Raw genomic sequence first — 18,635 nt, 5'->3', positions numbered from 1 at the left:
GCTCACAGGAGGTGTTCGTCCTCGTCGGTGGTCTTGCGGTTCCGGTTGGCCATCTCCTCCCAGTAGGCATCCAACTCCTTGACGGGGATGCTCACCCACGGCGCCGTGTGCCGGCTGACGGCCGGCAGGTGCCAGCGGAAGCGGCTGTGCAGGAGCGCCTGTTGCTGCCGGCAGAACAGTTCCGCCATCTCCGTCTGCGCCCGTCCGGCCTGCGGGGGATAGGGGCACAGCCGGAACTCGCAGGGAGACAGGCAGGTGGTGCGGGATTCGTCCCTGTCGGCGCGGCCGACACTGCGTTCGGGGTGGAGCCGGGTGCGGTCGTGGGTGAGGCAGTGCGGGAGGTCGTCCCTGTTCGAGAGCATCAGGCGTTCCTCGATGTCGTCCGGGCTCCCGGTGCCCTGCGTGAGGTTGAGCATGACCAGTACGTCGGCGAGAAGGCGTTGCGCCCGTGGGTGCAGGACGCTCCAGCCCACGGACGGGGCGATCCACAGATTGTGCTTGCGGTAGCGCTCCGGATCAGCCGGGGTGGAACCGACGTTGTTCGTGGCCTCGTGCTCGTCGATCCAGATGAACCGCTCGGGGTGTCCGGTCTCCAGGGCCAGGGTCACCAGATCGCCGGCTTCGGCGACGAACGGGTGGAGCACCTTTTCGGCATGGCGTTCGTGGGGGGCGCCGTTGTGGGCGGCCGGGGTCTCGTGTGCACTGCCCGCCATGGTGAGCCACCGGGTGACCGACCTCATGGGTTCCATGGGGCTGCTGGATGCCGCGTCGCCGTCCGCCGTGAGGCCGGTCGTACGTGGTGCGGGATGGTTGCGGTGCCCGTTCGGCACGCCGGAGTTGGTGGCGCGTCCGACGGTGTCGGGAAGCTCCCACAGGCACAGCGCATGGAGCAGACTCAGCTGGGAGTACCAGTAGCGGCTGCAAGTGAGCATCTGCTCCGCCTGCTTCACCAGGTATGCCCGGGTCTCTTCGTAGGCGTCCGGATGCCGTCTCCTGCGGTTCGCCGCGTTCTTGAACCCCTGGGCCAGAGCGTTCTCCAAAGAGAGCGGCATGGGCGGGCCCTGCCGGCCGGTCGTGGTGGTCAGGTTGCGCAGCCAGAGACCCAACCGCTCCTTGGCCTCGTCGCGGTACTTCTCGGAGACGGACCCGACGATCATGGGAACGAGCCAGGCCCGGAGGGAAAAGTGGCGCCACCATGTGGTGCGGCTCTGCTCGTACTCCTGCACGATGCAGTCATGTTTCCGCCGGCTCTTCTCCGCCGCCTCGGGGTCGGCGGCGGGATGCGCGTTCTCTTCCTCGAGCCAAGCGGTGTAGCTGCGGTCGAGCCGCTGCTTGGCTTCACGGATCTTTCTCAGGTACTGGGATATGGGATCGGTTCCGAGGGGGAATTCCGTGCGCAGGTCCTGGAAGGCCGCATCGCCGCCGGCCGCTATCTGATGTGCGATCGCGATCCGGACGGGATACGAGGGCTCCTGCGTGCCGATCTGGAAGAGGTGCTTGTAGGGAAGGGGTGGTTGCAATGGCTCCTGGCCCGCGAGCGGATGACTTCCCTTTCTGCGGCGGTCCCGTTCACGCAGAGCAGCTCCGAAGCGCCGCACCAACCTCAGCTTCGCGTCCTCGATGGTCCGCTGATCGCCTCTGATGTCGAGGTCCGTCCATTGAGCGTCGAGGTCCCCGGCCAGCTTGTCCTGTATCGGAACCGGATCGACACAGTCTATTTCCAGGGCTGCGGCGTAGAGATCGAAGTACTTTGCGTCATGCCGGTCCGCCGCGGCCTTGCTGAGCAGCTCGGCCAGGCTCGCCGGCGTTCCACGACCGCTCCGGGCGCGACGAGTTCTCTGCGGCACGGTGGACGTCCGCGTGAGGGGATCCGCCTGGTGACGCGAGAGCAGCACCAGAGCGATGAGCAGTTCCCGGGACGGACCCGGGCTGTGCAGCGCGGGTTCGACGACCGCGTCGATCTCGTCGTCTTCCAGCTCCCTCAGGAGGCGATAACCCAGATACGCCTGCAGGATGCTGTGCGGGAACCGAACCCTGTTCTGGCAGCCGTACACCAGTCCGAGGAGCTGTCCGTTGGCGGTGTATCTCGCCAACTCGGTACGGCACTCGGCAGGGTAGTCCAGCGTGTTGAGCCAGGGCGTCGACTTGCTGATCTTTCGAGCCAGTACACCCCATATCGCGTCGCGTTGTGCCGGGGAAACGACAAGGCGGGCTCCGTACTGGTGGGCACTGCCCGGTGATTCCCCGTGATCGCCCCGAGACCGCTGACGAAGGTCGTCCACGTGAGCGCTGACGAAGTCGTCGAACGTCACCTCGATGCTGTCCTGCAGCAGACCGAGGCAGGCCAGTGCCGACACGACCCACATGGTCTCCCGGCGTTCCGCGCGGTCCATCACCAGCTTGTCGAATATGCGGCCGTCTTCGATGGCCTGACGGTAGGTGTTCAAAAGCCCGAGCCTGAGAGTGGAGCAGTCGTTGGTGCGGGTGTCCAGGCGACCGCCTTCCTCACGGAGAGACAGGCGCTCCAGCAAGCCGCGCTGCTGCAGCAGACGTGCGATCCGCAGGTAGATCGGCGAATCCGTGACCTGGGCGGTCTCCACCACCCAGTCGAGGCGGCGCTCATCCAGCTCACCGGGTTCCCGGATCAGATATTCCAGGGCCGCTTCCTCGCTCAACGGCTCCAGGTTGGCGATCGCCGCCCGGGTGCCCTCCAGCGGCGCGTGCGGGCGCGAGGCGATGACCAAGGGCAGCTTCTGGCGATCCGCCCGGTCTATCGCCCGCCGGATGATGTTGTCGCGGTCCTCCTGGTACTTGTCGTCGAGGAGGGCCTCTTCCAGGCCGTCGGCGATGACGACGGCCTTGTCGTCGAGTCGGAGCTGCCGCCACGTCTTGGCGATGTTGCTGCCGGCGAGCACTCCTTGGTCCGCTTCCTCCGCGAAGCGGCGCCGAGCCATTTCCTCGAAGTCGAGTTCACCGTCACCCTTCGTGTCGCGCAGACTTATCGGCACGGGAACGGCGGACTGCTGTGCCAGCATCCGGGTGAGCTCGACCAGAACGGCCGTCTTGCCGACGCCCACGCCGCCGACCAGCAGATAGGGTTTTCGGGTCTTCCGGTTGCGGAGTGTCTGGGCCATCACCTGGGACAGCTGGCGGCGCCCGACGATGCGGTTGACGAGGGTTCCGGCCGTGGGGACCAGCTCATGTGGGCGCGTGCGTGCCTTTTCGACGAGCGGCTTCTTGGTCGTGTGGTACCAGTAGAGAAGGAAGAACGACAGGAGCAGGGAGCCTGCGAGAACAGGTCCCAGGATGTGGTTGACGGCGTCGAACCACAGGGACTTGAGCACTTTATGGAGCTTTGACTTCTCACTCTCGTGCAGGGCATAGAAATCGTAAAGGGTCAGTCCCACCCAAGCGAAAAGCAGAACCGTCCCGATGAAGGCGTAGACGCGCAACAGAGGGCCGAGGGAAAACATCGACGGGCGCCAGTTGCGATTGGGGACGATGCTCCGGTGCGCCTCCCTTTCCGTCCTGAACCTACGCCATCTTCTGCCCACTGCCCCTGAGAACCGGGACCACCACCGCCTCGGATACAACGTGTACCAGGGGGCGCTGTGCGGCCGCTCCTTGCCTTCCGGGTGGCGGATGACCTTGGTGGGCATGAGGTTCCCTCCGCGCTGCGCATTATGTGGCGGGACGTCGTACGGTCACCTGCACGTTCCGTGATCAACGCTGCTGCAGCGGATTATGCCGCCCCCGCGACGAGAGCATCTGCCTCGCGATATCCGCTCGCACGTATGCCCTCATTTCCATCAAAGCACCGGCAGGGGAGACCGCAACACGGCCGCCGGCCGCGCGGCGGCGGCCTCCCACCCGGCCTGGTCACATAGGCGGAGATCTCGCCCAGGCACAGGGCTTGAGGCACCTTCCTTATGAATTACCGTCCGCGCCTGACCTCCTGACGAACGCTCACGTCACAACGAAGCGAGATCTGCCGCAACCCCGCGGCGGTCAGGATGCGGCGCCGGGCAGGCCGTACCGACTCGGCCGAGTCGACCCGCTGCTCGTTCGGCGATCTTGACGGTTCCCGCGTATCGTTGTCCGAGCGGGGTTGGTCTGCGCGCCAGGCGTCACCGGCGGCGATACCGACTCGCAGGTTGACTCGATTTCCCTTTGAACAATCCGCGCTCTCCAGCGCCGGCCGTCCGGCTTGCTCGCGCCGGAATCCCACATATCCATGGCGACAGCCCGTGGATGCACCCGGCCCCCACCCTTTCCTTCCGCGTGATCAGGGCGGCGACCGCGAGCGGAGCCGATGGTTCCATTCGAAAGTCAACGGAGTTCACCCATGCCCGAGCCCACCACGCCGGACAGGCGCGCCCGCACCGACAGGGCGACGCACGCTTGCCGAGCGCGGGCGAGCTTCCGGACCTCCCTCGCCCCGGGAGCGGTCGATGTGCCGTCGTTCGTGGCGATCACGCATGCCTTCATATTCCGGAACATCGCGAGCGACGGCTCCGTCCACAGCGACCCTCAGTCACCGGGCGAGCTTTCCCGTGACTCGAGGCCCGGTCGCATGATCGCTGCCCGAATCCAGGCCACCACGCCGGTCCCGGCGGCGCCTGGCAGAGGAGGAGTGACTGCCTCATGTACGCAAAGTTCCCCGAGGGGGCGGCGCACCGCACCGACCCCATGGCTGCGGCCGAGGTCGTCTACGACGCCGTCGTCGTCGGCGGCGGTATTTCCGGCGCCCTGATCGCCTCGCGGCTGAGCGACGCCGGCAAGACAGTGCTGATACTCGAAGCCGGCCCGGCCGAAGACCTCACCCTGAGGGGCTACGAGCGCTACCTCGACCGGTTCTACTCGGCCATAGGCAAGGACAACCAGGCCCCCTACCCGGCCATTGCCAATGCCCCGATGCCCCGCGGCACCGACGCGCGGCGCATCACCCCGGGTGCGCCCGACGCCTCGTCCTACATCGTCCAGAGCGGGCCCTTCGCCACCGACACCACCTATACGCGGGTCCTCGGCGGCACCACCATGCACTGGGAGGGCAAGACCCTGCGGATGCTGCCCGAGGACTTCCGGATGCGGACGCTCTACGGCGAGGGGGCGGACTGGCCGCTCACCTACGAGGACCTCGCCCCGTACTACAGCGAGGCCGAACGCGAGATCGGCGTCTCCGCCGACGTGGAGGACCAGGCCTACCTCGGGATCACCTTCGACGAGGGATACGTCTTCCCCATGAAGGGGCTGCCCCTGTCCTATCTGGACCAGATGGTCGCCAAGGACGTCGACGGGATGCCGGTCGAACTCGACGGGGAGCAGCGGGAGCTGCGCGTCCGGCCGTTCCCCCAGGGCCGGAACGGGATACCGAACCCGGCCTACGACGGCGGTAAGGGCTATGTGCCCCAAGGTGCCGTGAGCGCGTACCAGGTCGAGGTCGGCGAGCGGTGCCAGGGCAACAACAACTGCGTGCCCATCTGCCCGGTGCAGGCCAAGTACAACGCCGGCAAGACCCTCGCCGTCGCTCTCCAGAGCGGCCGGGTCGACCTGGTGGCCCAGGCGGTGGCCCACAAGGTGCACATCGACGAGCACACGGGCCGGGTGACCGAGATCGAGTACCGCCGCTACGACCGGCCCGACAGCCCCGGCTTCACCACGATGAGAGCCCGCGGCCGGCTGTTCGTCCTGGCGACCAACGCGGTGGAGAACCCCCGGCTGATGCTGGCCTCCGGCCTGCGCAGTTCGAGCGATCTGATGGGGCGTAACTTCATGGACCACGCCTACCTGCTGGCGTGGGGCCTGCTGCCGGAGGTGGCCGGCACCTTCCGTGGCACGAACTGCACGGGCGGCATCACCGACCTGCGCGGGGGCCGCTTCCGCAGCCGTCAGGCGGCGTTCACCGTCGACATCCACAACGACGGCTGGGGCTGGGCCCGGGGCGCGCCGATGACCGATCTGATCGACCTGGTGGACGCCGCCGGCCGCTACGGCGAGTCCCTCCGCCAGGGCCTGGTGGACCGGGTGTCCCGCCAGCTTCAGCTGGCGTTCATGGTCGAGGTCCCCGCCAACCCGAGCAACCGGGTCACCGTGAGCCCGGACTTCACCGACCAGCTGGGGAACATGCGGCCCGTCCTCACTTACGACATCCCCGAGTACACGATGCGGGGAGTGGCGTACGCCCGGCAGCTGTCGAGAAGGATCTTCGCCCGCCTGGGAGCCGAGGACCATACCGCGTACAACCCGAACTTCTGGGGCTACGCCGTCCATGACGGCGAGGGGTACGAGATCCGCGGGGGCAACCATCTCGCCGGCACCCATGTGATGGGCCACGACCCGTCGGCCTCGGTGGTCGACGCGGATCAGCGGTGCTGGGACCACGAGAACCTCTACATGGTCGGCGGGGGAAGCATGCCCACCGTGGGCACGTCGAACGTGACGCTCACCGTCGCCGCCCTGTGCCTGCGCAGCGCCCGGGCCATGCTGGCCCAGCTCGACTCCGAGGCCGCACCGATCAACGTTTCCTTCAACCGGCGCCACGCGGCGCCGACCTCAGCGGAGGTGGCCCGGTGACCGCGTCGACCATCGAGAACCGAGACGACCTGATCCGCTACCTGAACGCGGCGATGGCGCTCGAGCACGCGACCATCCCCCCGTACCTGACCGCGTACTACTCCATACGCTCCACCACCAACTCCGACGCCGCCCACATCATCCGGGTGGCCGCGGTGGAGGAGATGCTGCACCTGACCCTCGTCGCCAACGTCCTGAACGCCATCGGTGGGGAGCCCGACCTGACCCGCCCGGGCTTCGTGCCGTCCTATCCGGCGTACCTGCCGGACGGGGAGACCGACTTCACCGTCGACCTGCGGCCCTTCTCCCCCGAGGCGGTGGAGACGTTCTGCAAGATCGAGCGTCCGGGCAAGGCACCCAGTGCCGACGCACGGCTGGTGCAGACATCGGAGGGCGCGACTCCGCTCCTGGTCTCCAGCCCCACGGCCGAGGGGATGCGTTTCTACAGCATCGGCGAGTTCTACGAGGAGATCATCGAGGGGCTCGAAAAGGTGGCGGCCGGCGACCCCACGCTGTTCCGTGGGGATCCGGCCCGGCAGATGGGGGACGAGTACTTCTACTCCGGCGGCGGGGAGGTGATCGTCGTCACCGACCTGGACTCGGCCCAGCGGGCGCTGCGTTTCATCGCCGCGCAGGGCGAGGGCCTCGACTCTGGCATGTACGACGCCGACGGCGAACTGGCCCACTACTACCGGTTCCGGCAGCTCCAGCTCGGGCGCTACTACGAGGTGGGCGACCACCCCGGTGCACCTTCGGGGCCCGAGCTGAGCATCTGCTGGGACGCCGTGTACAAGGTGAAGGTCAGTGCCCGGCTGTCCGATTACCCGGCGGGATCGGAACTCGCCCGTGTCGCCCAGGACTTCAACGCCGACTACGGAGCCTTCCTCGCCCTGCTCACCAAGGCGTTCAACGGGCAGCCGTACCTCTTGCAGGAGGCCGTCTGCGAGATGTTCCGCCTGCGCGACGGATTCAACCGGCTGATCTGCAACCCGCTGCCGGGCAGCGACGGCCTGCACGCCGCCCCCACCTTCGAGATCCCGGACGCGGTCGGGTCGGATCTCCAGGCCTCACCGGGTGCCGGCGAGACAGCCCAGGGGGTGACACCATGACCGCCCCGTCGTTCGAGAGGTTCCTCTTGCTGTCGGTCGACCTCACCGCGTTCGCGGAGACCGATCTGCTGGGCACCGGCATGGCCCACAAGTATCTGGCGAAAGTGCGGGACGCCTGCGGCGACGAGGTCGTCACCGCCCTCCTGGACGCCCACCGGGCAGCCCGGGCCGACGCAGCCGCCGAGGCCGGAAGCCATACCCGAGCCCCGCTGGACCGGGACCTGTTCGACCGGGCCCTGCGCCACCGGATCTTCAGCGACGACCGGCTCGGACCGGTGGCCCGCAACGTGATCAAGCTCTGGTACGCCGGGATGTGGTACGCCCTGCCGCCCGAGTGGATGGACCGCTACGGGGTCGATACGGCGTCAGGAACCTCCACGGTTACCGCCGCCTCCTACCAGGAGGGGCTGCTGTGGCGGGCCATCGCGGCCAATCCTCCAGGTGCCAAGGCGCCCGGATACGGCTCCTGGGCTCGGCCACCCCGCATCGCGCAACGCTACCTGAAAGGGGCGACAAGATGACGGCCTTGGCCGAACGCCTCAGCCCGGACAAGGTGAAGCTCGGCGTCTGCTGCACCTTGTGGTGGAACGACGACTTCCCCACCATCGACGCCGGTATCTCCTTCGGCGAGGCCGTGAGCGAGATGGCTCTCGCCGGCTTCCAGGGCTGCAGTATCGGGCACAAGTACCCCGCGGACGCGGCCGAGCTCAAGGCCGCCCTCGATCTGCGCGGCCTGCGAGTCTCCGAGCCCTGGACGAGCACGTACTTCACGATCGGCAATATGCGGCAGAAGACGATGGCCGCTTTCAGGGAGACGCTGGCCCACGTCAGGGCGCTGGGCGGGACCGAGCTGGTCGTGGCCGAGTTCGGCGCCTCCTCGCACCTGCTCCCCGTGGACGTGTTCGCCAACCGCCCGGTCTTCACCGACGCCCAGTGGGACGCCTTGACGTCGGGCCTGAACGAGCTCGGAGAGATCGCCGGCTCGGCGGGAATGAAGCTCAGCTATCACCACCACATGGGCACGGGCGTCATGACCCGGGCCGACGTCGACCGGCTGATGGAGTCGACCGACCCGGACCTGGTCCATCTGCTGCTGGACACCGGCCACATGGCCTTCGCCGGCGACGATCCGCTGGAGCTGGCCCGGGCCCATGCCGCCCGCATCGGCCACGTCCACTTGAAGAGCATCCGGCCCGAGGTCGTGAAGCGGGTGCGTGAGGAAGGCCTGTCGTTCCAGGACGGCATCGAACTCGGCGTCTTCACCGTGCCCGGAGACGGCGCGATCGACTTCCGGCCCATCCTCGAAGCGCTGGCCGACGCCCATTACCGGGGGTGGCTGGTCGTGGAGGCGGAGCAGGACCCGAACAAGGCCGTCCCGCTCGAATACGCCAAAAAGGCCCGCGCCTACCTCGCCGACGTCTTGGGCTGGTGACGATGAACACGACACTCGGACGAGACGTCTTCTTCAGCTTCTTCATGTTCACGGCCGATCTGCGGCCAGAGGACGGACGGTACACCCGGACCCTGATCGATCACCTGAACGCCCTGACCGAGATGGGGTACGACGGCTTCGACGTGCATATCGCCGCCCAGCCCACGACCGTCGACCACAAACTCGAGGTCGACCGCTACATCGGCCTCAAGAAGGCGTTCGACCAGGCAGGGCTGGGGGAGGTGAAGTTCACCACCAACGTCGGGACCACACGGACCTTCGACCCGACGTCGCCCTACGAGGAGCAGCGCGCGCAGGCCCTGTCCTACCTCAAGTCACGCGTCGACATCACACAGGTCCTGGGCGGCGACTCGATCATGTCCGGGCCGTTCATCTACCCCTACGGGGTCTTTCCGGTCACGGACACCGATGAGCCGATCTGGAGCGACGCCCTGCAGGACTGGATGAAGCCGCGCTACGACGCGGCGCGTTCCGTCTTCGAGGAGTTGCTGGAGTACGCCGCGGCGCGAGAGGTGAGGCTCGCCGTCGAGCCCGTCAAGAGCTGGGAGACGCCGCCACCCAACATGGTCTCGGAGGTACTGGACTTCCTCGAAGGCCTCGAACACCCGCAGGGCGGCGTAACGATCGACACCGCCCAGGTCGTGATGGAGAGCCAGGGCCCTTCGGTCCTGAAGGAGAACGTCGCGCGAGCGACACGGCAGGACCGGCTCTACTACGTCCACATATCCGCACCCGACCGGGGCGCGGTGAAGGACAGCTGGATCCCGTGGCACATCATCTCCAAGGAGATCGAGCCGGTGTACCGCGGCCCGTACCTGGTCGAAGTGTTCAACGCGATCCCGCCGTTCGACAGCTCCATGCGCATGGCGCGCCGGCGCTTCTGGCGCCCCGGCGAGGACGACCCGGTGCCCGGCAGGGACAGCGCCTACGACGTCGCGAGGGCTGCGCTGGAGGAACTGCGCGAGCAGACCACATAAACCCGAAAGAGGCCTCGACATGCCGGCTCAGACGTCGGATCCCATCATCATGGTCGTGAAGCAGACGGGCGATGTCCGTGTGCACACCTTCGTCGCGTCCTTCGCGTACAGCAACATAGCGAACGCCACGCACATCATCGAAACCAGGAACCAGCTGGTCCTCGTCGACGGGCAGTTCCTCGCCCCCTATGCGAGAGCGTTCAGGGACTACGCGGACAGCCTCGGCAAGCCGATCGAGAGGCTGTACCTCTCTCACCGGCACCCCGACCACTGGTTCGGTCTCGGGACCGCGTTCACCGACATTCCGGTCTACGCGCTGTCCGAAACCATGACCTTCGTGCGCGAGCACGGGGAAGACTCGATAAGCGACCACGGGAAACTCGGTGACCTCGCCCCGGACCGCATAGTCGTTCCCAAGCAGGTCGCCAGTCCCGGTGAAGAGACGATCGACGGGGTCAGATATGTCTTCGATCGGGTGACCGATACCGAGATCGATTACATCCTCACCATCAGGCTTCCCGAGACAGGTGTGTACTTCGCCCAGGACCTGATCTACAGCGGCACTCATCTGTACCTGACGACACACATGGACCACTGGACTCGGGTACTGCAGGAAATGCTGGTGTCTGACTACGAGTTGTTCATGCCGGGCCACGGTTTGCCGGCCGACAAGAACGAAGTCGCTCGCAACATCGAGTACCTTGCCGCCGCCCGGCAGGCAATCGGCAACGGGCTGACAGGCGAGGCCTTCAAGAACTTCATGCTGCAGCGGTATCCGGAACGCAAGTGCCCGGGGATCTTCGACATCTACCTGCCCCGGCTGTTCGGCGGCGCGAGCGACTACTGACCACGGAGGTGCGTCGACCATGAACGAGAGCTGCACTGTAGGACAGTATCTGGTGGACCGGCTCCGCCAACTCGGGCTGGAGCACCTGTTCGCCATCGCGGGTGACTACTCCATACAGTGGTTGAACCGGTACGTCACGCCGAACGGCATCCAGATCGTCGAGGAAGTCAACGAGGTGAACGCCGGTTACGCGGCGGACGGATACGCGAGGCTGAAGGGAATCGGCGCCCTCTGTGTCACTTATTCCGCAGGCGCACTGTGTGCCGTGAACGCTGTCGCCGGCGCCTATGTCGAGAAGGTGCCGCTCGTGCTGATCAACGGCACGCCGAGCGTCAAGAAGACCATCACCTTCGAGCAGACCGGCTTCAGCGCGCACCACTTCATCAGCGGACGCGAGACGGACCTTCAGTCCTTCGAGCACCTGACCGTCGCCGCCATACGGATCGACAATCCGGACCTCGCGCCCACGCTGATCGATTATGCGCTCACCCGGTGCATCAGTGAACGGCGCCCGATCTACATCGAGTTGCTCCAGGACATGGTCGACCTGGAGTGCGAGCCGCCGAGGGGTGTTCTGCAGCGAGCCCGGAGCCTGTCGGACCCGACCAGCCTGGAACAGTCGGTCGCACGGATCTGCGCACGGCTCGAAAGCGCCGAGAAACCGCTCATCTGGCTCGGTGTGGAGATCGACCGGCTCGGGCTCCAGGACAAGGCCATGAGCCTGATCCAGCAACTGAACGTCCCGTTCGTCACGGAACTCCTCAGCAAGGCCGTCCTTTCCGAGGACGACGAGCTGTTCGTCGGCGTGCTCGACGGCCAGGCATCCTCGACGGCCGTGACGGACCTGGCCGACTCCGCCGACTTCATACTGGCCCTCGGCGTGTGGCTGACCGACATCAACTCGCTGGGCTGGGACCCGGACTACGACAAGACCGCATTCGCGTCGTTCGACGCGGTCAAGTTCGGAACGTACTTCGGCGGGCAGGTCGCGTTGGAGCACCTGGTGGACGGCATCCTGGCGGAGAAGATCGCGCCCAAGGAGCGGAAACTGCCGGAAATGCCGGCGCACAGCGTGCCGACCGTGGGCGAGGCCGATGTCATCACGTACCAGGGTTTCTACAACTACATCCAGCAGTACATCGACAGGGACACCGTCGTCAGTGCCGATGCGAGCATGAACTACTTCGGGAGCCTGCTCCTCGATGTGCCGGGCCCGGGCGGGTTCATCGTTCAGTCGTCCTACTCGGCGATAGGTTACAGCGGGGCGGCTGCGACGGGTATCTGCCTGGCGAAGGATCCCGACCAGAAGGTATTGGTCTTCTCGGGCGACGGCGGCTTCCAGATGACCGCCCAATGCCTCGCCACGCAGACCCGGTTCGGGCTCGATCCGGTCATCTTCGTCATCGACAACGGCGTCTACGCCGTGGAGCAGTGGCTCGCCGATGCCGGGGTTTTCCACTCCGACGAGCCGTTCTACAAGCCGTGCGAGCTGCACCGGTGGAATTACAGCACGCTGGCGGATGTCTTCGGTTGCCGGGGGTGGGAAGTCGGCACGTACAAAGAGCTGAGGGACGCCGTGACGGGTGCACTGGAGAACTCCGGCGGCCCGTCCCTCATCCAGGTACGCGTGCCTGACAAAACGATCCCGGACAATGCGAACTGGAAGACCGATTAAGAGAACTGGCAAGGAAAAGAACAATTCCGGTCAGTTGAGCGTTGTCCCGGGCGTCCGGGCGAATCTCACACACCGAAAGCACCGAAAGGGGCGCCCCGATGGACGGCTACCCACTGATCGAGAACCACGGTCTCATCGGCGATCTGCAGACCGCGGCGCTGGTGACCACCGAGGGCGCGGTCGACTGGTTCTGCTCCCCGCGGTTCGACTCGCCGAGTGTCTTCGGGGCGCTCCTGGACAAGGAGAAGGGCGGGCACTGCACGGTACGGCCGGCGCACCGGACCGATGCGACCAAGCAGTTGTACCTGCCCGACACGGCGGTCCTGGTGACCCGGTTCATGACCGAGGCGGGCGCCGGTGAGGTGGTCGACTTCATGCCCGTGACCGGGACGACGGTCACCTCGCGCCACCGGCTGGTGCGTCTGGTCCGCTGTGTGCGCGGCAGCATGACGTTCCAGGTGGAGATCGCCCCGCGGTTCGACTACGGGCGCAGCAAGCACGAGTTGCACATCACCGAGCACGGAGCGGTCTTCGCCGCGGAGGACGGCACGGAACTCACCGTGCACCCCATCCGTGAACCGGAGGACGAGCGGCTCATCGACGTTCTCACGGACCAGGGCGCCGACCTGCACCTGTCGCTGACGCTGCAGGCCGGTCAGCAGCGCGGGCTGGTTCTGGAGATGGGCGCCGGGGGGCCACCCGCCGAGGTCCGCCTGGACGCATACCAACAGCTCTTCGAGGAGACCGCTGCGTTCTGGCGTTCCTGGCTGGCGCAGTCGCGCTACACCGGACGCTGGCGCGAGATGGTGGAGCGTTCCGCGATCACGCTGAAGCTGATGACCTTCGCCCCCAGCGGGGCCGTGGTGGCCGCCCCGACGACGGCCCTGCCGGAGCAACTGGGCGGCGAACGCAACTGGGACTACCGCTTCACCTGGATCCGCGACGCCTCCTTCTCCGTGTACGCCCTGCTGGGGCTGGGCTTCACGGAGGAGGCCCGGGCCTTCATCGCCTGGCTGAGCGACCGGGTCAAGGAGCGGGCCGGCAGCGGCGGGACAACCGGCCCGCTCAACATCATGTACAGGGTCGACGGCTCGTCCGACCTGGACGAGCAGATCCTCGGCCACTGGGAGGGCTATGCGGGCTCCAGGCCGGTACGGATCGGCAACGGCGCCGCGACGCAGCTGCAGCTGGACATCTACGGCGAGGCGCTGGACAGCATGTACTTCGCGCACCAGCACGGGTTCCAGGTCGGGTACGAGGGATGGACCTCGATGCGGGAGAACCTGGACTGGCTGGCCAACCACTGGGACCAGACGGAGGAGGGGATCTGGGAGACCCGCAGCGGGCCCCAGGACTTCACCTACGGCCGGGTCATGTCGTGGGTGGCGTTCGACCGGGCGCTGCGCCTCGCCCAGTCGAAGGGCTGGCCGTCGGCGGCCGGGCGATGGCAGACCGAGCGGGACGCCGTCTACGAACAGGTCATGGCCAAGGGGTGGAGCGAGGAACGGCAGGCGTTCGTGCAGCACTACGGCAGTGACGTACTGGACTCCTCGCTGCTGCGCATGGCGACGGTCGGGTTCGTCAGCCCCGAGGATCCGAGATGGGCGTCGACCCTGGACGCCATCGAGCGGGAACTGGTCAGCGACAGCCTCGTCTACCGCTACAACCCTGAGGCCTCGCCCGACGGCCTGCGCGGCGCGGAGGGCACCTTCTCGCTGTGCACGTTCATGTACGTCGACGCCCTGGCCCGTGCGGGACGGACGGACAAGGCACGGCTGGTGTTCGAGAAGATGATGGGGTACGCCAACCATCTGGGCCTGTACTCGGAGGAGATCGACCCGACGGGCCGGCAACTGGGCAATTTCCCGCAGGCGTTCACGCATCTGGCCCTCATCGACGCGACCCTCACCCTCGACAAGGCGCTCGACGGACGATAGCCCGGGTCCGGTTCCACCCGTCCGACGACGGTGACCCGCCCGGTCCTCCCACCCCGCGACCCCTGAGGCGCCGGCGCCCCGCGTCCGGCTCGGCCGCCCGACGTCAGCCGGTGCCCGACCCTCCGCGGTGTCCGCGACCCCCGGGTGCGGGGTGCTGCCTCGGTTGTTCCGCCGGAGCGGTCGGGTCGGTGAGGAACGACGCGGGCAGCAGACGGGCGGCCGCGCACAGGCACAGCCCCAGCCACCCGGCGGTGAACAGCCAGCCGCCGAGGACGTCCGTGAACCAGTGCACGCCGAGGTAGACCCGGGTCAGGCCGACGAGCAGCGCCCAGCCGCACGCGGCGAACCGCAGCACGGTGCCTCCGCGCGGGGCGCGCAGGGTGAGCGCCACCGTGAGCACCCCGGCGGTCAGGGCGGCCGTCGTGGTGTGCCCGGAGGGGAACGCCCAGCCGGTCGCGTGTGCCGCCCAGCCCGCCACGGGTGGGCGGGAGCGATGGACCAGCTCCATCACCCCGTGGCGCGCCAGCTGACCCGCGGCCAGGCAGGCCAGGCCGATGGCGGCGGCGAGCAGCCGGGTCCGCGGTGTGCGTCCCGCCACCACGCCGGCCAGCGCGGTGAGGAGGTACGGAACGACTCCGGTGCCGGTGGCGGTCACACCCCGGGCGAGCGCCACGGCCTCCTGCGGGCGGTGACCGACGGACCATATGTGGAACCTGTCGTCGAGCCAGAGCGGCGCACCGGCCCGGCCGACGACGACCAGCGCCAGGACGGTGAACGCCGCCCACGCGCCGATGCCCGCGCTCCCGGCGAGGTCGGCGACGTCCCGGCGCCGCCCGCTGCGCTCCTTGGCCGTCGGGCCGCCGTCCTCGCCGCTCATGAGGCCGACAGGAGCAGCCGCAGCGGGGCAGCCGCCGTCAGCCGCCGGGCCAGCGCCTCCGACCGGCGCCGCAGCAGCAGGATCGACGCGAGCGCGACGAGCCCGCCGACGACCAGCCCGGCCAGCACGTCGTGCGGATAGTGCACGCCGACCCACACGCGCGACGCGGCCATCGCGACCGCCGCCAGACAGGCGAGCGCTCCCAGCCGCCGTGAGACGAGCCACAGCGCCACGGCGGCCGCGGCGGCGATCGCCGCGTGGTTGCTGGGGAAGGACCAGTCCCCGTGCGCCGGGCACGCCTCCAGGGTGCGCACCTGAAGGGTCTGACAGGGCCGGTCCTCGTGCACGAACATCTTCAGCACGTCGTTCACCCCGTACGCCAGGACCACGACCACCGGCACGGCCAGCGCCGTCACCGCCGTCGCGGCCCCGGCACGCCGGGCCCGCCACCAGACGAGCACCATCAGCACGGCGAACACCACCAGCCCGTACGCCGACCACACCCTGATCGTGGTGTCCAGCCAGCCCGGTGAGTGCTGCGCGAGGTCCACCACCTCCCGGTACGCGGAGCCGTCGATCGACGCTCCACCGAACGCGAGGTTCATCCGCGGACCTCCTCGGCCTTGGCGCGCCTGCGGCCGCGGCGCAGCTCGAGGGCGAGCGGGATTAGCGACACCGCCACGATCAGTGCGACCAGCGGCAGCAGATAGCGGTCCACGTCCGGGACGGAGGAGCCCAGCGCGTATCCCGCGAGGGTCAGGCCGACGCTCCACACCAGGCCACCGGCCATCTGCCAGAGGGTGAACACCCGGGCGGGCACCCCGAGCGCACCCGCGAGCGGATTGAGCACCGTGCGCACCACCGGGACGAATCTCGCCAGCACGATCGCCTTCGCGTGCCCGTAGCGGGTGAGCAACTCCTCGGCTCTGCGCGCGCCCTCGTGCAGCCGCGCCGAGCGGCTGCGGGCGAGCAGGGTGCCACCCGCGCGGCGCCCGATCAGATAGCCGCACTGGGCACCGGCCAGTGCGCCCAGCGCCGCGGCGGCCAGCAGTGGCCCGAGGGACAGCCGGATGCCGTGCTGCTCCGTGCCGGTGCACAGCAGGCCCGCCGTGAACAGCAGGGAGTCGCCCGGCAGGAAGAAGCCGATCAGCAGTCCCGTCTCGGCGAACATCACGACGCCGACGCCGAGGACGCCGAAAGCGGCCAGCAGTGACCGGGCGTCGAGTGGATTCACCGCGAGCTGCGACGATAGAGCCACGGGTGTGGTCATCGCATGAGTCCTTTCTGGGCGGGCCACCGGATGCACGGCACCCGACCGTCTACAATCACGTAGACGGTCTACGACACTGTAGACGATCGCGGGGTGAGGATCGTTCCATGAGCGCCGAAAAGGACGAACGCCGGCCGGCGGGAGAGCTGGAGGCCGCCGTGATGGCCGCCCTGTGGGCGGCGGACACACCGCTGACCCCGGCCGAGGTGCAGGCCGAACTCGCCTCAGGCCTGGCCCGGACGACCGTGACGACGATCCTTTCCCGGCTGCACGAGAAGGGGACCCTGATACGGGAGCGGCAGGGCCGTGGCTACGCCTATCGCCCCGTGCAGGACCCGCACGGCCTGACCGCCCTGCGCATGCACAGCGAACTCGACCGCGGCAGCGACCGGGAGACGGTCCTGGCCCGCTTCGTCGCCCAGCTCAGCCCGGACGACGAGCAGCTCCTGCGCCGGCTGCTGGAGGACAGTCCATGAGGATCGCCCTGCTGCTGATCCCCCTGTTCCTGCCCTGGGCGGCACCCGCGCCGGCTCGCAGGATCCTCGACCGCTGCGCGCCCGTGCCCGCGCTGTGGACCCTGACCGTCTCGGCGCTGCTGCTCGCGGCCGGTACCGTCGCGGCGCTCGGCACCCTCGCGCTGACCGGCCTGCTCGCCATCCCGGCCTTCGCCGCTCTGGGCGAGCTGGTGCACCCGCTGCACACGCCCTCAGCCCGCCTCGTCCTGCCCCTGGCCGCGCTCGCCACCGGCCTGCTCACCCTCGCCGCGCTCGCCCTGGTCCGCACGGTGCTGCGGCAGGCCGCCGGTCTGCGCACCGCGCGGTGCGAAGCCGGACGCCGGCCCCCGGCGGGCGACCTGTGCGTCGTCGACTCCCCGCGCCCCGACGCGTACGCCCTGCCCGGCCGCCCGCACCGCATCGTCGTCACCACCGCGATGCTGCGCAGCCTCGACGCGCGCGAACGCGAGGCCCTCTTCGCGCACGAGCGCGCCCACAACGCCGGTGGCCACCACTACTTCCTGGCGGCGGCCGAGCTGGCCGCCCACTGCCACCCCGCTCTGCGTCCGGTCCGCGAGGCCATCCGGCTGGCGGCCGAGCGGGCCGCCGACGAGGCCGCCGCCACCGCCGTCGGCGACCGCCGCCTCATCGCGCGCGCCATCGCCCGCGCCGCCCTCGCCACGCACACGGCGGACACCTCCCGGCCCGCGATGACCCCCGCGGCCACCTCCGGGCCCGTACCCCGCCGTGTGGCCGCCCTCCTGTCGCCCGCCGCGCGGGCGCCGCGCGGTGCCTCCTGGGTCACCGCCCTCCTGGCCGCCTGCGCGTTGCTGTCCTGCACCACGGCGGCGACCGGCGCGATCAGCGTCCACCAGGACATCGAGATCGCCCAGGGCGACGCGGCCGGCCACTGAATCCCGCCTCGCCGGCGGGCCGGGCAGCGCGCGCCCCGCTGTAGGCTCTGATCCATGCGGATCTCCGTTTCCTCGGACATGGACGAACCCGTGGCACGCGCCCTGGTCGCCGAGCTGGGCCGGCGCGGCCACGAGGTGGCGGCGTACGGGGCGCTGCGGCCCGGCGACGACCCGCAGTGGGCGGCGTGCTCCGAGGCGGCCGTCCGGGAGGTCGCCGAGGGGCGGGCCGAGCAGGCCGTCGTCTGCTGCTGGACCGGCACCGGCGCCTCGATCGCCGCCAACAAGGTGCCCGGCGTCCGGGCAGCCCTGTGCACCGACGCCTACACCGCGGACGGCGCCCGCCGCTGGAACGACGCCAACGTGCTCGCCCTCAGCCTGCGCCTGACGTCCGAACCGCTGCTGAAGGAGATCCTCGACGCCTGGTTCGCGGCCGAGGCCGCCGACGACCCCGAGGACCGCGAGAACGTGGCACGCGTCGGCCGCCTGGACGCCGCGCGGGTCGTGTGACG

Annotated in this window: 15 protein-coding genes; 11 read left to right on the top strand and 4 right to left on the bottom strand. The window is 68.6% G+C overall.

Annotated elements, in window-relative coordinates:
• Nucleotides 1-2: 2 nt before the first annotated feature.
• Nucleotides 3-3,659, bottom strand: a complete 3,657-nt coding sequence (locus tag ACF1GV_RS18755; RefSeq protein ID WP_391681926.1) for an ATP-binding protein — start codon at nucleotides 3,657-3,659, stop codon at nucleotides 3-5.
• Nucleotides 3,660-4,644: 985 nt separating this feature from the next.
• On the opposite strand from ACF1GV_RS18755, the gene ACF1GV_RS18750 reads away from it, so the two are divergent.
• The 8 genes from ACF1GV_RS18750 (at nucleotide 4,645) to ACF1GV_RS18715 (ending at nucleotide 14,571) form a co-directional block, all read left to right on the top strand.
• Nucleotides 4,645-6,573, top strand: a complete 1,929-nt coding sequence (locus tag ACF1GV_RS18750; protein WP_391681923.1) for a GMC family oxidoreductase — start codon at nucleotides 4,645-4,647, stop codon at nucleotides 6,571-6,573.
• Complete coding sequence (locus ACF1GV_RS18745; protein ID WP_391681920.1) at nucleotides 6,570-7,682, top strand: ferritin-like protein; 1,113 nt, start codon at nucleotides 6,570-6,572, stop codon at nucleotides 7,680-7,682. The genes ACF1GV_RS18750 and ACF1GV_RS18745 overlap by 4 nt, the downstream gene beginning before the upstream one ends.
• Nucleotides 7,679-8,203, top strand: coding sequence for a hypothetical protein (locus ACF1GV_RS18740; RefSeq protein WP_391681918.1), 525 nt, complete (start codon nucleotides 7,679-7,681; stop codon nucleotides 8,201-8,203). Before ACF1GV_RS18745 ends, ACF1GV_RS18740 begins: the two co-directional genes overlap by 4 nt.
• Complete coding sequence (gene iolE, locus ACF1GV_RS18735) at nucleotides 8,200-9,114, top strand: myo-inosose-2 dehydratase (RefSeq protein WP_391681916.1); 915 nt, start codon at nucleotides 8,200-8,202, stop codon at nucleotides 9,112-9,114. The genes ACF1GV_RS18740 and iolE overlap by 4 nt, the downstream gene beginning before the upstream one ends.
• A gap of 2 nt (nucleotides 9,115-9,116) precedes the next feature.
• The gene (locus ACF1GV_RS18730) at nucleotides 9,117-10,112 is read left to right on the top strand and encodes a sugar phosphate isomerase/epimerase family protein (protein ID WP_391681913.1); all 996 of its coding nucleotides are present in this window, start codon (nucleotides 9,117-9,119) and stop codon (nucleotides 10,110-10,112) included.
• Between the two features lie 55 nt (nucleotides 10,113-10,167).
• A complete protein-coding gene (locus ACF1GV_RS18725) occupies nucleotides 10,168-10,959 on the top strand; it encodes an MBL fold metallo-hydrolase (protein ID WP_391681911.1) in 792 nt (263 codons plus the stop codon).
• Between the two features lie 19 nt (nucleotides 10,960-10,978).
• Nucleotides 10,979-12,634 (top strand): alpha-keto acid decarboxylase family protein, encoded by a 1,656-nt coding sequence (locus ACF1GV_RS18720; protein ID WP_391681908.1) that lies wholly within the window; start codon nucleotides 10,979-10,981, stop codon nucleotides 12,632-12,634.
• 98 nt (nucleotides 12,635-12,732) lie between these two features.
• The gene (locus ACF1GV_RS18715) at nucleotides 12,733-14,571 is read left to right on the top strand and encodes a glycoside hydrolase family 15 protein (RefSeq protein WP_391681906.1); all 1,839 of its coding nucleotides are present in this window, start codon (nucleotides 12,733-12,735) and stop codon (nucleotides 14,569-14,571) included.
• A 103-nt stretch (nucleotides 14,572-14,674) separates the two neighbouring features.
• On the opposite strand, the gene ACF1GV_RS18710 is transcribed toward ACF1GV_RS18715, so the two are convergent.
• From ACF1GV_RS18710 to ACF1GV_RS18700, 3 genes are read right to left on the bottom strand one after another with little or no spacing between them, the layout of a single operon-like run.
• Nucleotides 14,675-15,448, bottom strand: a complete 774-nt coding sequence (locus ACF1GV_RS18710) for a phosphatase PAP2 family protein (protein ID WP_391681903.1) — start codon at nucleotides 15,446-15,448, stop codon at nucleotides 14,675-14,677.
• A complete protein-coding gene (locus ACF1GV_RS18705; RefSeq protein WP_391681901.1) occupies nucleotides 15,445-16,053 on the bottom strand; it encodes a phosphatase PAP2 family protein in 609 nt (202 codons plus the stop codon). Before ACF1GV_RS18705 ends, ACF1GV_RS18710 begins: the two co-directional genes overlap by 4 nt.
• Nucleotides 16,050-16,718, bottom strand: coding sequence for a DedA family protein (locus ACF1GV_RS18700; protein ID WP_391681898.1), 669 nt, complete (start codon nucleotides 16,716-16,718; stop codon nucleotides 16,050-16,052). Before ACF1GV_RS18700 ends, ACF1GV_RS18705 begins: the two co-directional genes overlap by 4 nt.
• A gap of 107 nt (nucleotides 16,719-16,825) precedes the next feature.
• On the opposite strand from ACF1GV_RS18700, the gene ACF1GV_RS18695 reads away from it, so the two are divergent.
• From ACF1GV_RS18695 to ACF1GV_RS18685, 3 genes are read left to right on the top strand one after another with little or no spacing between them, the layout of a single operon-like run.
• Entirely contained in the window at nucleotides 16,826-17,194 is a 369-nt protein-coding gene (locus tag ACF1GV_RS18695) for a BlaI/MecI/CopY family transcriptional regulator (RefSeq protein ID WP_391681895.1), read from the top strand.
• On the top strand, nucleotides 17,191-18,126 hold the full coding sequence (locus ACF1GV_RS18690; RefSeq protein ID WP_391681892.1) for a M48 family metalloprotease: 936 nt from the start codon (nucleotides 17,191-17,193) through the stop codon (nucleotides 18,124-18,126). Before ACF1GV_RS18695 ends, ACF1GV_RS18690 begins: the two co-directional genes overlap by 4 nt.
• Nucleotides 18,127-18,180: 54 nt before the next feature.
• Nucleotides 18,181-18,633 (top strand): RpiB/LacA/LacB family sugar-phosphate isomerase, encoded by a 453-nt coding sequence (locus ACF1GV_RS18685; protein ID WP_391681890.1) that lies wholly within the window; start codon nucleotides 18,181-18,183, stop codon nucleotides 18,631-18,633.
• Nucleotides 18,634-18,635: the final 2 nt, after the last annotated feature.

This window comes from Streptomyces sp. NPDC014006 (genome assembly GCF_043088925.1).
In the GTDB taxonomy this organism is placed as follows: Bacteria; Actinomycetota; Actinomycetes; order Streptomycetales; family Streptomycetaceae; genus Streptomyces.
This window is presented reverse-complemented; position numbering and strand designations above follow the sequence as displayed.